The organism is Mesotoga sp. UBA5825 (assembly GCF_002432955.1).
Lineage (GTDB): Bacteria > Thermotogota > Thermotogae > Petrotogales > Kosmotogaceae > Mesotoga.
Genome location: NZ_DJHG01000078.1, coordinates 1 through 14,869 on the forward strand (window position 1 = coordinate 1; position 14,869 = coordinate 14,869).

Annotated in this window: 15 protein-coding genes; 6 read left to right on the forward strand and 9 right to left on the reverse strand. The window is 44.9% G+C overall.

Annotated features, from left to right (window positions below; all coding sequences use genetic code 11):
• From B3N33_RS07700 to B3N33_RS07710, 3 genes are all read right to left on the reverse strand, one after another.
• On the reverse strand, nucleotides 1-1,150 hold a 1,150-nt coding region (locus B3N33_RS07700), incomplete at its 3' end, for an Ig-like domain-containing protein (protein WP_292592832.1).
• A gap of 92 nt (nucleotides 1,151-1,242) precedes the next feature.
• Nucleotides 1,243-1,884: a DUF4230 domain-containing protein gene (locus B3N33_RS07705; protein WP_292589529.1), complete on the reverse strand. Its 642-nt coding sequence runs from the start codon at nucleotides 1,882-1,884 to the stop codon at nucleotides 1,243-1,245.
• A gap of 26 nt (nucleotides 1,885-1,910) precedes the next feature.
• Nucleotides 1,911-2,630: a DUF5362 family protein gene (locus B3N33_RS07710; protein ID WP_292592834.1), complete on the reverse strand. Its 720-nt coding sequence runs from the start codon at nucleotides 2,628-2,630 to the stop codon at nucleotides 1,911-1,913.
• A 136-nt stretch (nucleotides 2,631-2,766) separates the two neighbouring features.
• Here B3N33_RS07710 and B3N33_RS07715 point away from each other — a divergent pair, with 136 nt between their 5' ends.
• Together B3N33_RS07715 and B3N33_RS07720 are read left to right on the forward strand one after the other, a co-directional pair.
• Nucleotides 2,767-3,723, forward strand: coding sequence for an aldo/keto reductase (locus B3N33_RS07715; RefSeq protein WP_214079568.1), 957 nt, complete (start codon nucleotides 2,767-2,769; stop codon nucleotides 3,721-3,723).
• Between the two features lie 231 nt (nucleotides 3,724-3,954).
• Nucleotides 3,955-4,182, forward strand: a complete 228-nt coding sequence (locus tag B3N33_RS07720) for a hypothetical protein (protein WP_292592836.1) — start codon at nucleotides 3,955-3,957, stop codon at nucleotides 4,180-4,182.
• A 239-nt stretch (nucleotides 4,183-4,421) separates the two neighbouring features.
• Here B3N33_RS07720 and pruA read toward each other — a convergent pair whose 3' ends face one another.
• The 5 genes from pruA to B3N33_RS07745 all read right to left on the reverse strand — a co-directional run bounded on the left by pruA (nucleotide 4,422) and on the right by B3N33_RS07745 (nucleotide 9,266).
• The gene (pruA, locus tag B3N33_RS07725) at nucleotides 4,422-5,993 is read right to left on the reverse strand and encodes an L-glutamate gamma-semialdehyde dehydrogenase (protein ID WP_292592838.1); all 1,572 of its coding nucleotides are present in this window, start codon (nucleotides 5,991-5,993) and stop codon (nucleotides 4,422-4,424) included.
• Nucleotides 5,994-6,005: 12 nt separating this feature from the next.
• Complete coding sequence (locus tag B3N33_RS07730; RefSeq protein ID WP_292592840.1) at nucleotides 6,006-6,440, reverse strand: NAD(P)/FAD-dependent oxidoreductase; 435 nt, start codon at nucleotides 6,438-6,440, stop codon at nucleotides 6,006-6,008.
• A gap of 37 nt (nucleotides 6,441-6,477) precedes the next feature.
• Nucleotides 6,478-7,161 (reverse strand): NAD(P)/FAD-dependent oxidoreductase, encoded by a 684-nt coding sequence (locus tag B3N33_RS07735; protein WP_422655901.1) that lies wholly within the window; start codon nucleotides 7,159-7,161, stop codon nucleotides 6,478-6,480.
• Complete coding sequence (locus B3N33_RS07740; protein ID WP_292592844.1) at nucleotides 7,145-8,962, reverse strand: FAD-dependent oxidoreductase; 1,818 nt, start codon at nucleotides 8,960-8,962, stop codon at nucleotides 7,145-7,147. The genes B3N33_RS07735 and B3N33_RS07740 overlap by 17 nt, the downstream gene beginning before the upstream one ends.
• Nucleotides 8,955-9,266 carry a (2Fe-2S)-binding protein gene (locus B3N33_RS07745; RefSeq protein WP_292592846.1) on the reverse strand — a complete coding sequence of 104 codons (312 nt, stop codon included), beginning with the start codon at nucleotides 9,264-9,266 and terminating at the stop codon, nucleotides 8,955-8,957. The genes B3N33_RS07740 and B3N33_RS07745 overlap by 8 nt, the downstream gene beginning before the upstream one ends.
• A 216-nt stretch (nucleotides 9,267-9,482) precedes the next feature.
• On the opposite strand from B3N33_RS07745, the gene B3N33_RS07750 reads away from it, so the two are divergent.
• The 3 genes from B3N33_RS07750 to B3N33_RS07760 are packed head-to-tail and all read left to right on the forward strand — an operon-like array spanning nucleotide 9,483 to nucleotide 12,291.
• Entirely contained in the window at nucleotides 9,483-10,223 is a 741-nt protein-coding gene (locus B3N33_RS07750; RefSeq protein WP_214061246.1) for a glycerophosphodiester phosphodiesterase family protein, read from the forward strand.
• Nucleotides 10,220-10,987, forward strand: a complete 768-nt coding sequence (locus B3N33_RS07755; RefSeq protein WP_292592848.1) for a YdcF family protein — start codon at nucleotides 10,220-10,222, stop codon at nucleotides 10,985-10,987. The genes B3N33_RS07750 and B3N33_RS07755 overlap by 4 nt, the downstream gene beginning before the upstream one ends.
• A gap of 11 nt (nucleotides 10,988-10,998) precedes the next feature.
• Nucleotides 10,999-12,291 (forward strand): carcinine hydrolase/isopenicillin-N N-acyltransferase family protein, encoded by a 1,293-nt coding sequence (locus B3N33_RS07760; RefSeq protein WP_099829989.1) that lies wholly within the window; start codon nucleotides 10,999-11,001, stop codon nucleotides 12,289-12,291.
• Here B3N33_RS07760 and B3N33_RS07765 read toward each other — a convergent pair.
• The gene (locus B3N33_RS07765; protein ID WP_292592851.1) at nucleotides 12,284-12,883 is read right to left on the reverse strand and encodes an MBL fold metallo-hydrolase; all 600 of its coding nucleotides are present in this window, start codon (nucleotides 12,881-12,883) and stop codon (nucleotides 12,284-12,286) included. The genes B3N33_RS07760 and B3N33_RS07765 overlap by 8 nt on opposite strands.
• 255 nt (nucleotides 12,884-13,138) lie before the next feature.
• Here B3N33_RS07765 and B3N33_RS07770 point away from each other — a divergent pair, with 255 nt between their 5' ends.
• Nucleotides 13,139-14,818, forward strand: coding sequence for an HD-GYP domain-containing protein (locus B3N33_RS07770; protein ID WP_292592853.1), 1,680 nt, complete (start codon nucleotides 13,139-13,141; stop codon nucleotides 14,816-14,818).
• Nucleotides 14,819-14,869: the final 51 nt, after the last annotated feature.

Consider the following 14,869-nt stretch of genomic DNA (forward strand, 5'->3'; position numbering starts at 1 on the left):
ATACTGTTGGCGGTCTGTTGACTTCGTTCACTCTTATTCTAAAAGCTGTAGTGCTTGTTCCACCCTTCTCGTCTTCCAGGAATACTGTAACTGATTCCTCGCCGGCTTCGCCGAAACGAGGAGTGTACTTGTACTTGCCATCGACAATTTCTCCCGGTCCTTCGATAGCAAAGCTTACCTCGTCTCCATCGGGATCGATAACCCTTTCGAGGAAGTCAATTTCCACTGTATCGCCCTCGTTCAAGACGATGTCACTTAAGAGAAGCTTTGGGGGACGGTTAAAGTCTTTGACTTCGACCTCGAAGCTTGAAAAGGCTTCGTTCCCGTAACTGTCTACTACCCTGATAATCACGCTCTTCGTTCCAGCATCTGCAAAAGAAGGTTCATAAACGAATAGACCATCTTCAAGTAGTCCAGGACCTTGTTCTATACTGAAGAAGATTTCATCTCCATCTACGTCGACGGCAGCAGAGGCAATATCCACCGATATGCGTTCTCCCTCGTTGACTACTTGATTCTTGATTTGCATTACTGGTGGAGCATTGACATCAATGATTTCGAGTGGAATGTCGCGAGCTGTCTCATTACCGTGAGTATCTCTGGCAGTTACTCTCAAGACGCCATCACCGGCATCGTTGTAGCCTGGGGAATAGGTGTAGATACTTCCTTCCAGCTCGCCCGGCCCCTCAACCGAGAATTCCAGGTTGTCTCCATCTGGATCAACGGCAATTGAATTCAGGTCTATAGAAAGCATCTCTCCTTCATTCACTACAACAGGAGATGTATCGATTTCGGGAGGTCGATTCACCCTTATCACATTAACAAGCATTACATCTTCAGAGCTCTTTCCTTGTTCATCCGTTGCGCGAATCCTGACAGCGATCTCCCCAGCGTACGAAAACCCTGGTTCAAAAGTGTAAGAAAAGCCAGACAAATCACCGGGCCCATCTATCAGTTCAAGAGCAACCTCATCAACTTTTTCATCACTGACAAATTGCTTCAGATTCACAGAGAGCTTTTCACCCTGGTTGACCACCTGCACAGGTAATTCGATCTGCGGCTCCTTGTTTAGGACTCCGGGAAGCGTAATAATAAGTATTATTGCAGCCACGGCAGCAACAACTAGAACGTAGACCATCCATCTCTTCATAAACATCCCCCTTTCTATCTAATCGAAACCTGAGTTCGTTCGTATTGCTTGACCTAAATGTTTTCATTTCGTGGACGTCAGCTTCTATAAGCTCAACCTTTTCTATCACTTCTGATTGTTTCAGATGAAGGTTGTGCGTCAGGCACCTGATCTTGCTCAAAAAGAACAACTACCTCATCGAACCCCATTCCAAGAAAGAGCCCATGAAAGAAGTTTCTCGCGCTTTCTTTTGAAGTCTCTTCAACCCCCATCTCATATGCACTCTGAAGTGCCTGTTTCTCAATCTCCTTACTGTATGACTGAAATGTCTTAAGCATATCCCTGTTCCCAAAGATTCTTACGAGTACTCCGCTTTGATTGATTACTTTGATGTCTGGAATCTTACTCTGAGGTATCGTCACTTCGAGTTTGGGAGCAGGAAGGGTGAGTTTTATTCTTCTTGCTTCACCTTCATGGACCTCTATGGAATCTTCCCTTAATCTCCTCAGATCGAGATAACCACGTACCTGGAATGGAACGATGAAGATGAATCGTTGGACCGTTCCTGGAACGAGACTTCCTCTCTCGGGTTCGAAAATCAGCAAGGTAGTCATCTTGGCAGTGCTCAACTCAGAGATTCTCTCTACCTTATGGATTATCGATTCCGATTTGAAACTCGTCTTCTTTCTCGACTGGAAGAAAAGGAAAACGAGTATAGCTATTATTGCGAAAAGTACTATATTCAGAACGAACAACTAGTCACCTCCAAAGTTTGGCTATTTCAGAAGCTATTCATGTAATTTGCCATTAGACTACCCATAGCAGCCATGGAAACTATTGTTATAACTATGAATACAAGGGCTAGGATTATAAGTATTCCCTGAATTCTGAAGTAATGTCTAAGGCTGTCAAGCGCAATTTCCAAGTTGATTGACGCCTTTGATTGGACAAACGAGTCTAATTCCTTCTTCGAACTCCTAAGTTTCAGCCCCATAATCAAAGCAACTACTGCGCTTATAGCACCGAAAATCGAGAAGGGGTTTGCCACCATACCTACTATAGACCCAATAATCCCAAGAACGGCACCTACTATAGTCCATATACCGACAAATCCAGCCCAATAGCTGAGACCGCTCAAAGTTTGATAAGTGATACCTTCTATGCCGGATGCCCCATCCGTTCTCTCCAACATATGCAACACCTCCTCTTCTAGTCTCACTCCAAGTTTATCAGAGAAGAAAGAAAATCCATTCAACAACTGAGTTGTGTGTAACGGGTTCACTCCAATACTCTTTGTGTCGATGATAAAAAGTCGCCAAACGTTGATCTTATTCATATGTAGAAATCGAAGTCCAGATTCTGTTGATGAGATCAGGGATTTGCCGAGTGCATGAAAGAAGCTGTTGACGGGCAACCAGAGGCTTACCATAGCAGTTTGACTGGCCGTTCTGGCTGCATAACCAAACCTTGCTCCGGCCCTTATCGTCCTGCTTTTTGACATCAAACCACGCTCTCGTGTTCTCAAAAGCTTTTCGCTAACCGATTGTCGTTTCCCCCTCCACATGATTTGTATCAAAGAATACAATGATATAATTAAAACAATCTATATCGGCATTGAGAAGGAGGTTCGACAAGTTATGGAATATCGCAAAGTTGGAAGAAGTGGTCTTCTTATTAGTGAGCTGAGTCTCGGATCATGGCTTACTTTTGGAGCGCAACTAGATATCGATAACGCAAGAGAAACCATGAGAGAGGCATATAAAGCGGGAATTAACTTCTTTGATACCGCTGAGGCATACGCCAGCGGTATGGCCGAATCAATGATGGGCGAGATCCTGAAGGAGTTCAAAAGAGAGGAAGTTGTCGTTTCCACGAAGATCTTCTGGGGAGGAAGCAAACCAAATCAGAAGGGACTCTCAAGAAAGCACCTTCTTGAGGGGACCTGGAATTCTCTCAAACGACTCCAGCTTAAATATGTTGATATACTATATGCTCATAGACCAGATCCCGAGACTCCGATGGAGGAAGTAGTCCTTGGAATGGATTACATTGTCAGAAACGGTCTTGCCTTCTACTGGGGGACATCTGAATGGAGTTCTAAAGAGCTGGAAGAAGCCCACAAAGCTGCCGAGAAGTTGAATGCTATTCCTCCTGTTGTTGAGCAGCCGCAGTACAACATGTTTGTGAGAGAAAGGGTTGAATCGGAGTATCAGTCTATCTACAAACAGTACGGTCTTGGTCTTACTGTTTGGAGCCCTCTTGCCAGTGGTCTTCTTACGGGGAAGTACAACAGTGGTATTCCGGAAAACAGTAGGTTAGCCAAGTTCCCCGGTTTGAAAAAGCATCTTGAAGAGAACAGAATATTCTCTGAAGAAAATCTAAGAAAGGTTGCCAAACTGGCAGATGTCGCAGAGAAGCTCGAGACGGGACTCGCTCAGCTGGCACTTGCCTGGATCCTCAAGAATGAAAACGTTAGTTCAATTATCCTTGGAGTTAGTAGGGTTGAACAGCTTAGAGAAAACCTCAAAGCCCTAGATTTGAAGGAAAGATTGACCGACGATGTTGTGGAAGAAGTAATGGCGATAATCGATTAAGATTCTCGTCTCAATAAATGGAAAATGAGAAGGGAGGCGTTATAAATACTGAAGAAAGCATTCTTGTTACTCTCTTGATCTTTCGTGATCACGCTCGCGAGGGCATGCTTGTACTTGTTTCCAGTACCTATTCCGATCGTTGAAGGGATAACAGAAGCCATTGATTTTGAACTTCGCGGGAGTCCCGTTGCGTTTTCGAGCTTTGCCTTCGGAACCGAGACAGTTCCTTAGTTGGACGAGATCATTTACGAGGCCAGAAAGCAGACGCAGTTGGATCTTCCTCACAATTTCGCAGTTGTTGGTCTTGAAGTCATGGCGCAAGTTGAATGGGCTCTCCAAAAGCCTCATCCACAAGACTCAATAGACATCGACTTCTACGTGTTCAGAGAGCCAAGAAAACAAAGATCTGCCGAGGTTTTTAGACAGCCCGTCTTTCATAGCAGATCACTGACTATTTAATGTGATTAATCCGGGAGAAAACTATTTCGAGATTGAATCGAGGGATTCCAAGACTCTGGAAATGTTTCTCGAGATTATCACTGGAATGGCAGAAGATGTCCATTGGGTGGCAATCTAGAATTATGCCGCCACATCAAGTTCAACAGCAACCATCCATCTCAGCGGAACAGTTTGGGTCAAGAGAGTTATGGAGCGAAATTGATAATGCAAGAAGGGCCCGCAAAGGGCCTTCTTGCATACTAGAGGATTTTTTCGCTAATCGATTTTCCCTGGAGGAAAAGCAGCAAATAATCTCTTCCACCTGCTTTGGAATCTGTACCAGACATATTGAATCCACCGAACGGTTGGACGCCTACAAGTGCTCCAGTACACTTCCTGTTAAAGTATAGATTTCCAACGTGAATCTCTGCCTTAGCTCTCTCGATTCTCTTCCTATCCTTGCTGTAAAGAGCCCCAGTTAGTCCGTACTCCGTACCGTTGGCAATCTCGATTGCGTGATCAAAATCGTGTGCTCTAATAATCGCTGTTACCGGTCCGAAGATCTCTTCTTGTGCAATCACTGCATCAGGCGACACGTCGGCAAACACTGTAGGCTCTATGAAATATCCTTCTCTTTGGAGAGAGTTACCTCCGGTTATCAATTTGCCTTCTCTCTTCCCAACATCAATGTAGCTCAGAATCTTGGCCACTGCGTCTTCGTTGATGACGGGGCCGATGTAGTTGCTAGGATCAGTTGTATCTCCGACGGTTAGAGCCTCGGTTTTCTCCTTCACTAATCGAACTATCTCGTCATAGACATCCTCGACCACGATAATCCTTGATCCGGCGGAACATTTCTGTCCTTGAAAGCCAAACGCACTAGCTACAGCTCCAGATGAAGCTGCACAAATATCGGCCGTTTCATCAATGACCACACAGTCTTTGCCTCCCATTTCCAGAACCACTCTCTTCACCCATATCTGCCCATTGTTATGCTTTGCCGCCAGTTCGTTAATTCTCAATCCAACTTCTTTCGAACCCGTGAACGAGATGAACCTTGTAAGCGGATGCTCTACCAGATAATCGCCGATTTCACTTCCCGAACCTGGCACAAAGTTGACTACCCCATCTGGAAGTCCCGCTTCCTTAAGTATTTCAACAAATTTAGCAGCTATCACCGGTGAGTCCGATGCGGGTTTCAGTAGTACACAGTTTCCCGAAACTGCGGCCGCTGTTGTCATGCCAGCCATAATCGCCCCAGGGAAATTCCAGGGAGGAATGATGGCCCCAACTCCTAACGGGATATATATCAGTTCATTTAGTTCGCCTGGAATCTGAACAAGTGGTTGAGGACTCGCGTATCTGAGGGCTTCTCTAGAGTAGAATTCAAGAAAGTCTATCGCTTCTGCAAGATCGGCGTCTGCTTCTATCCAACTCTTACCAACTTCGAGAATCATAGTTGCATCAAGTTCGAACCGTCTTTCCCTCATAATGCGTGCAGCTCTTAGGAAAGGCTTGACCCTTTCTGAAGCCGGCAGCCTGCTCCATGTCTTGAATGCTTGATAAGCGGTTTCCATTGCCTTGTCAACAAAGTCCTTGTTGGCTTTTGAAACCCTCCCGACGACTTCATTTGGATTTGCTGGATTTGTTGAGATGATTTTCTTGTCGGTCGAATAGTATTTGCCTCCGATGAACAGATCATAATCGTTACCTTGAGATCGGATCTTCTCAAAAGCATGATTCATTAGGGATCTTACGTCGGGGTCGTCGGGATTGATATAAGGCTCGTTTGTAAAAGGCGGAATTATCTGGAAATCTGTCGCTTCAAACATCTTCGTAACCTCCTATACTACGTTTTTTTCTATTGTAAAGCCTTCCTGGAATCTATTTAGGCTCAGGTTTGAAATGTCAACGCTTCTCGGTTCTCCATGTACTATCCATTCGGCGACAGCCTCTCCAACAGCCGGTGCTAACATGAATCCGTGACCGGAGAACCCGATTGCATAGTAGAAGTTATCAATATCGACGGCGCGATCGATGATGGGTTGAGCATCGGGAGACATGTTATAGAGACCTGCCCAGTGTCTCAATACTCTAATGTCGCGTAGGAATGGGAAGAATTTAGGCATCTTCTCGGTCATTTCTCTTAGGAACTTCCAAGTTGGGGTAACATTATGTCCAGGGAGTTCGTCCTTGTCACCCTGCCCCATGATGAAGTTTCCCGCCTTTGTCTGTCTGATGTAGAAGTTATTCTCGAAACTTATGACCAGCGGATCCATAATATGCTCTAGAGGCTCCGTTACGAAGATCTGGTGTCTATAGGACTCNNAACTCGGTAGGAAGCTCAACTCCAGCCATCGCTCCCACCTCATGGGAGTATCCGCCGGCAGCGTTAACGACAACTTCTGTTTCGATCTTACCTTTGCTTGTTTGCACAGCCACAATTCTTCCATCTTCGGTAATAATATTTTCTGCAGATGTATGAGTTAAGACCTCAACCCCCATTCTCTCAGCGGCCCTAGCGTATGCAAACGTTGTCAGGTGAGGATTTGCATGACCATCACTTGAACAGTAAGCGGCGGCTCTAACACCTGACATGTCGATAAACGAGAACCTCGAAGATGCTTCGTTTTTTGACAGGAGCTCAACATCAAGATTCTCTTCCTGTTGCATCTTGGTGTTTCTTTCGAAAAGCAAAACCTCTTCTTCTGTGTAGGCCAGAAGAAGATAACCTCCCTGAAAGTATTCGATATCGAACCCCACTTCGCTTTCAAATCTCTTAAAATGCTCAACACTCCGCATTGCCAGTCTCACATTCATTCTCTCAGACCATTGCTGTCTTATGCCTCCGCCACACCGACCAGTAGAACCTGAAGAAAGATAGTCTTTCTCAAGAACAACAACATCGCTCACACCATTTTTTGCAAGATAGAAGGCAACTGCAGTTCCGATTACACCTCCGCCGATAACAACAACTTTGTACCTACTCTTCACTATCATCAACTCCAGTTTCAGCTATTGCTTTGAAGCTTACAGGCATAGAAGGTGGTCTGAAGATCCCTGGAGCAAGCTCTTCAACAGGCACTCCCGTCTCCCTTGACAGAATCATCAAAGTATTTAGTCTGCACGTCCTACCCCCGCAGGGTCCCATACTTATTCTCAAGTACCTGCGCAGTTCTTCGAAATCCTTATACCCATCTTTTATCGCTTTTCTTATCTGATCAACTGTTACTTCTTCACAACGGCATACAATGGTTTCTGCCTCTTGTGAAGGCACGAAAATGTTTCTAACTCCTTGTGCAACTTCCGAAGGAACAATGATGTAGACAAGATTTGTTTTGTTTGGAGACCTAGCTACTCTTTCCACCTCTGCCGTACATATCACTTCCCCATTCCTTCCCAATGCACTTACATACTGACCCTTTACGGGCAGGGGAAGAAACTCGTAGGGGATACCGATCGATGAGGTTCCGTCTTTGTTCTCTCTGAACATGAAAATCGCAAGACCTGGACACTTAGTGGCGCAAATGCTACAACCAGTACACCTGGAATAGTCTATTGTGGGAATAGAGTTGATGTTCTCTCCAACTCTTATTGCTCCAACCGGGCAACTCGTTTCGCAAGGATTACAGGGGATCGACTCAAAGCACTCGATTATGGGTCGCAACTTCCCTTTGTAGCTATCGAAGTCACATTCGATTCTTTCACTAAAAGAAGCCTCCTCAACTTTCCCTCCGAGTTTTCTTATACCGGACCTCGTCTTTGATGAGGAAGGACCACTGCGGAACTTCCTTAATGTTTCCTTCAAGTAGTTCAGCTTTTCCTGATCACATCTGCCAGTTAAGTCTTCAACGATTGTAAGTCCAGCAATTCTTCCTTCTATCATTGCCGTTGTTGCCTCTTCTATTCCCGAAACATCACCAGCCACGAACAGGTCGGGTACTGAGGTTCTCATGTCATCATTTCTCAGAGGGACATAACCTCCTAACTCCTGTATGTATTCAATCACGCAACCAGCTTGGGCAGCTAGTTCTATCGATGGAGATAATCCCACTGCGATGCATATGGTATCGACCACGAACTCTCTTTCTGTTCCCGGAATCGGTCTCCATCTCTCGTCAAGCTCAGAAACCACAGCTCCTTTGACTGAATCCTTTCCGATGGCTCTTGAGATTGTGTGCCTTAGATTTACTGGGATACCCAGTCGTTTCACTTTGTCGGCATGCACCTGATAGCCCCCGATTTTGTCAGAAGCCTCGATTATTGCTTTTACCTCTGCACCGGCCTGCATCAGCTGGTAAGAGACAATAAGGCCGATATTTCCAGACCCGATCATCAGAACGTTCGTGCCGGGAAGAATACCGAACTGGTTCATGAGAGTCTGGACGGCACCGGCTCCGTATACACCTGGTAGATCATTGTTCTCGAACTGCAGGAATTTCTCTGATGCGCCCGATGCTAGAAGTATCTTCTTAGGCATTAACACTTCAGTCGTGTCCCTTTTCATATCTACTACTGGGACACCGTCGGGATAGATTGCGATGACAGAGTGCTCCGTCAGTATTCTGGCATTCTCGAATGAGTTCAGCTCTTCGTTCAATCTATCGGCTATCTCATATCCCCTAACTGACGCAAAGAAACCCTCATTGCCAAAGAACTTGTGTGTCTGCTTGATGAGCTGTCCTCCAGTGGAAACCGCTTCATCTACCAGCAGTACCGACAGACCGCTTCTCGCTGCTTCTAATGCGCCAGACAATCCGGCCGGTCCACCGCCTACAACAAGAAGATCGAGATTATTCACTGATCTCACCCTTGCCTGACTGCCTTCTAACTTTCATTCCGGGTCTCACCGGAGTTATGCAAGTGCGAACATTTGGTTTTCCATCTACTTCCATTAAGCAGGAAGAACACTTTCCTATTGCGCAGAAAAGCCCTTGAGGGCGGTCTTTCTTGGGGCTGTATCGCAGATTTCTTATACCGTTTGCATGTAGAGCAGCCGCAATGGACTCACCGAAATACGCCAAAAGCTCTCTCCCTTCGAAAAAGAAAGTGATCTTCTCGCTGCGCTCAAACGAAAGCAATGGATGCTCAGTAATTCTCTCCAAGGTATCGCCTCCATATAATGTCTATTACAAGTATAATTCCTTTTCTTCTCCTGAAGAAAATCAGCATATTCGCGTATACTCATGAACAGGTAAAGTATGCTGCTATAATTGTAAATATGTGCAGTTGCCGGAATTGAGGAGCGAGAAACGGGGTTTCAGATGTTAGTCAAGTTGATTTGCATTGATGAAAGTCATTTGCAGGAGAAGGAGGTTCTTATGGATTCCAGACCTATAATTCTAGGACACAGGGGCATGGGTATAGGGGATGGGGAAAATTCCCTCCTTTCTTTAATCAAGGCAGTTCAGATTGGAGCAGATGGTGTAGAACTTGATGTTCAAATTACCAGCGATGGGGTGCTTGTAGTGAATCACGATCCCGATCTGAAGAGAACATTCGGGGCAGATGTTGTAGTCGGAGAGACGACTTTCAAGAACTTGAAGAAGATGAATCTCGTCAATCCAGAAGGCCTTACCACGCTCGAAGAAGTTTATCTTGAGCTTCCCGAAACGGCCTATATAAATGTTGAGATCAAGGATCCCCGGGCCGCTGATGTAGTTGTTCCGTTGGTGAAAAGCTTCAATGCGATGGATAGAACTCTCTTCTCTTCCTTCCATCACGATTGTATGCGAAGAGTTAAGGAATGTGATATTCAGGCGAATATTGGGCTTCTTATCGGTGAAGAAGCAAGAGGAAAGAATCCTGCCAAGTATTTTGAAGAACTCATGGAGTACAAACCCTTTTCATTTAATCTTCCGGTTCAGCTGTTTGATGAGATTGGTTTTGAGCTGGGAGTGAGTCTCATCGACTTTGTCAGAAGCAGAGGGATAAAAGTTGCGCTTTGGACTCTAAACGATCCTGGACTACTTATGAAGATCAAGGGTGAAGCCGACATAATAATAACTGACAATCTTCAAGGTATAATGGCTGCACTTGGAGGAAAGAGCGAAAGAAGGTGACGGCATTGCTGTATCTTGAAAAATTCGCTTCGGCAATATTGACACCGCCAGGACTTTTCATACTCATCTTTCTAATAATTGCAGTTATCTTGATCAGAAAGGGCGAAGAAAGACGGACAAAGGTAATAGGAATTGTTGTTATTGTTCTGTGTTTCTTTGCGTATCTACTTTCAACTGGTCTTGGTACTCACCTTTATCTTCAGCCTTTAGAGAGGGCATACACTGCTCCTCGTGCCGTGAACGGTCAGGCAATAGTGGTACTAAGCAGTGGGATAGTCATTTCTCCTGAAGGTCAGGTGCTCGACAATCACACCGTAGCGCGGTTATCGAAGGCATATACTCTACATCTTCAGACAAAGTTGCCGATAATTGTGACAGGATCATTCATGCCCGGTCGATCAACGTCTACTGTTGCCGAGCTAATGAGGGATTGGCTTCTTGATCGAGGTGTCGCATCTGCCAGGGTGATTGTCGAGCCTAGAGCTCAGACAACCTGGGAAAATGCGCATTATACGGCAGATATCTGCAGTCAGTTCAACTGGAGCAGTGTAATTCTCGTGACTTCTGCCGTTCATATGAAAAGGGCGGTAAGTTCGTTTGAGAAGTTCTCTCTACGTGTTACACCTTTTCCAACGGATTACATGTATGACCACACAAAACTCAGCTACGTAGATTTTCTTCCTAACCAGCGGGCGCTCGATGCAAATCTTTCTGCTCTTCATGAGTATTTTGGGCAGTTGAGATATCTTCTGAAGAGTCCATAAGAAGTGAGATCATGTGTGATTCCTTTGTAGTTCTTGGTAGTTCTACAGCAGATGGCAGAACGATTTTCGGAAAGAACAGCGACCGTGAGCCAAATGAGCCGCAATCGATCCATTTCTTTCCTCGTTTATCAGGTAATGGAACGGATTTGTTCACAACAACGCAGAGAGTCAGCCAGGTTAGCGAGACTAACGCGATCCTCATTTCGAAGCCATCATGGATGTGGGGTGGCGAAATGGGAGTCAATGACAAGGGAGTTGTTATAGGAAATGAAGCGGTTTTCACGAAGGAGACGGTCCGGAGAGACGGTCTCCTGGGTATGGACATATTGAGGATTGCTTTGGAGAGATCGGAAAGTGCCGAACATGCTGTCAAAACGATTGTTGAGTTGATTGAAGATTACGGTCAGGGAGCTAACGGAGGTTTCACCAAATATTTATATTATCACAACTCTTTTCTGATAGCAGATAGAGAAAATGCGTGGGTTCTGGAAACCTCCGATAGCTATTGGGTTTCGAAGAAGGTGAAAGGATCTGCCGCGATATCAAACTGTCTGACTCTTGGAGACGACTTTGATGATGGTCATCCTCAGGTCATTCGAAACGCAGAAAATCACGGATGGCATAAGCCCGGGAAAGCGTTTAGCTTTGCTGAATCATACGAAAAGAAACTAATTAGGAAATTCTCGGGCGCAGGAACAAGACTTAGAAGAATGCAAGAGCTTCTGGAAGAGGGAGAAGTAAGTATCGAAAGAAGCTTTGAGATTCTTAGAGATCACGAAAATAGCAAACACCTCGGTTCAATGCGAAATATTTGTATGCACGCCGGTGCCTCATTAGTCAGCAGTCAGACTACTTCTTCGATGGTAGTTGTTCTGGGAGAGAAGCCAGAAATATGGATAACTAATAGTAGTGTCCCCTGTCTATCTGTGTTCAAGCCAGTATGGTTTGATAGCTACGAATCAAGCCTTCCATTTGACGAACCGGAAGACGGGATCAACTACTGGGGGAGCTGGGAGAAATTCATCCGGCTAGCTATTCTACGAGACTCAAAGGCAAAAGAGTTGTGGAGAGAGTACTGCCTTCAGTTTGAACAGGATCTGTTGTTGACTGCCGGGAAAATGAAAGCAGATGATCTCTCGGAGCAGGCATTCGATAAGAGCAGGAATATTGCGAGGAAAATGACCTCGCTTCTAGAGGAAGAAGAGGTAGAAGCAGGCTTCTTCAATAGAAAGTACTGGAACAGACAGAACAAGAAGCTTCAGGAGCTGAAATCAAGGAACTTCAAGAAGGAGATTCCTACGTGAAAAAGGGGTTCTCCCTAAGAATACTTTGAGCCGTCGTTTCCGGTCCGTGGCCTGGAAGCACTATCAAATCAGGTCTTTCAATGAAGAACTGCTTGAGCTTTCTAAGACTCCTCTCCATCTCTATTCCATCGCCGTCTGGTAAATCAGTTCTTCCAACCGAATTCGAGAAGACTGTATCGCCAGAAAAAAGGTATCTCTCTCCGTACATGAAGCAGCAGGAACCCTTTGTATGTCCGGGAGTGTGAAGACACTTCCAGGGTCTGTGAAGAATCTCGGGAGTTACAATCAAGCCTTCTTCTATAAGAAGACGAGTCTTTCCGAAAAAGGTGAGAAAGCTTCTACTTGGATCTAGTAGTAATGGTCTGTCCAATTCATGTATAATAATCGCGCTTGCGGCAATCTGATCGGCATCGTGTGTGTGATCGGCATGGCCGTGAGTTAGAAGAATGCGTACTTGCTTGTCGCTCACAAGTTTGGTAAACTCTTCTGAGAGACCATAACCGGGGTCTACAATTGTTAGCACTTCCTCTTCTTCTATCACATAACAGTTCTCATCCAGAGCTTTGGCCAGTAGTTTCTTGACATCTACCATAAACAGCCCTCCCGTCGAAATCGTTCCAGACACCTGCAAAGTCATAAGATATTGAGCGATTCCTATTGTCAGCACTTTAAACAGCGCTAACACTCATGGCAGGCAGCAACAACTGATGCTGAATGTCACTGAATAGCATGGACGGTGACATTAGTTCGCTTTTCTGATCGTAATGCATCATAATTAAATTTACTAAAGAGATTTTACCAGAAAGGCGGTCGCATGATACAATATCGAGGGGTAGAGGAGTTAGATTTGAAAAATTCTAGAATTTGCGGTCTGGCCTTAAGATTCAATTATGATGATCCCGAAAGTTTCAGATCTGAGCTGAGGGCTATTCTTGATGAAGAGGATCTCTCGAGAGAAGATCTCGGGATATTGGTAGCTCTTGACTTTGTATACTCTCAGACATTCGACGAGACGGGTGTATTTGACTTCTCCGATGTGGAAAGTGAGCTTCTGGCAGAAGGAATATACTCTCTCTCGTATTTTTTTGCAAGGAATTCAGAGGACAAGATTGCTTACCTTGTTTCTAAGCTTGCAGTGGATCTAATTGCAAAGGAATGTGGAAAGGAACAGGAAATCAACCTAAAAATGCTCCATATGATGACTTCATTTGAAATGGGCTTTGGAGACGAAACACTCTCGCTTTTCGCCGAACTCGTGAAACTGGAGGAGTATGTACCGACCCAGAAGCGCTTTGAATACTACAATGATCTTGGCCTGGTCTCGACTCAGCTCCAGACCGGTGACAATCCATGGAAATTCTATGAGAGAGCAAAAGAAGTGGCCGAATCACCAGTAAGAATGCTAATGGTTCAGCTGAACATGATCGACTATCTCTACTCGAAGAACAGATTTGCTGAGGCAATAGAGCTTCTTGACCTGGCCCAAGGATGCAATTCTGAAGCGGTTTCAATAAAAGGATACAAACTAATGATTAACTTGAAGATTCTTCTTCAATTGAATGACCTCAGCAGAGCGGCAGTTATTGCCGAACAACTTGAATCGCTCATAAATTCTCATATCGAATGGACAGACATTGCAGTATCATATATTTTTCTTGGACACTTCTACGTGAAGAGCGGTAACGTTTCCAGAGCGGAGAATTATCTCAATCAACTCAAGTCTCTTCCGGATGAGTCTTTGACCAGTTACATCAAGGGAGAAACGCTGATTCTTGAAGCGTCAATAATGCAGGTTAAAGGAGAGCACTTTAGGGCTCTTGAAAACTCTGTTGGCGCATTCGAGTCTCTTACTCTCTACAGTACAACATCGCCTCATCTGAAGGACTTTGTGAACAATCTTTTCGAGAGCATCTCCTCAGTTTTCAGTCAGCTTATCAGAGAGTTAAGGCTTAAGGACGACTATACTGCTCTCCATACGCTTCGAGTCCTCAAAATTTGCTATGAGTTCGGAAAGGAACTTGACCTAGAGAAGATCGATCTTTTCAATCTTTCAATTGGCGCGATGTTGCACGATTATGGAAAGGTCGACATTCCTTTCGATACGCTGAATAAGCCGTCGTCTTTGACCGAAGAAGAGTTTACGGAAATAAAAAGACACCCGGTATATGGCGAACGTTACTTGAGAGACCTGAATTTTCCGAAGGCAGTAAGAGATATTGTTAGGCACCATCACGAGAGAATAGATGGAAACGGTTATCCCGACGGCCTAAAGGGAAACGAAATCCACATGCTTGTTCAAATAGTTGCGGTGGCCGATGTCTTCGATGCGCTGACAACCGACAGGCCGTACAGAAAGGCCATAACGAAAGCAAGAGCGCTGAAGTACCTAGAAGAAAAAGGCGACCAATTGATCTCAAAAGGTCTCCTCACAAGATTCATAGAATTCTCTCAGCGCAAAGAAATAAGTGTTAAAGAAGAAGAAATAACTGCATTGTGGCGTTCAATAATCTCCGAGCTTTTCAAATGAATCGGAATAATGTCAACTCTAATAAGATCAATAACCCTCGGGAATCTTCCA

Coding starts and splice junctions, on each gene's coding strand:
- B3N33_RS07765 (WP_292592851.1), bottom strand. CDS start 12,883: ATGGTAGATGTCAAGAAACTACTGGCCAAAGCTCTGGATGAGAACTGT.
- B3N33_RS07715 (WP_214079568.1), top strand. CDS start 2,767: ATGGAATATCGCAAAGTTGGAAGAAGTGGTCTTCTTATTAGTGAGCTG.
- B3N33_RS07730 (WP_292592840.1), bottom strand. CDS start 6,440: ATGGATCCGCTGGTCATAAGTTTCGAGAATAACTTCTACATCAGACAG.
- B3N33_RS07750 (WP_214061246.1), top strand. CDS start 9,483: ATGGATTCCAGACCTATAATTCTAGGACACAGGGGCATGGGTATAGGG.
- B3N33_RS07760 (WP_099829989.1), top strand. CDS start 10,999: ATGTGTGATTCCTTTGTAGTTCTTGGTAGTTCTACAGCAGATGGCAGA.
- B3N33_RS07710 (WP_292592834.1), bottom strand. CDS start 2,630: ATGTCAAAAAGCAGGACGATAAGGGCCGGAGCAAGGTTTGGTTATGCA.
- pruA (WP_292592838.1), bottom strand. CDS start 5,993: ATGTTTGAAGCGACAGATTTCCAGATAATTCCGCCTTTTACAAACGAG.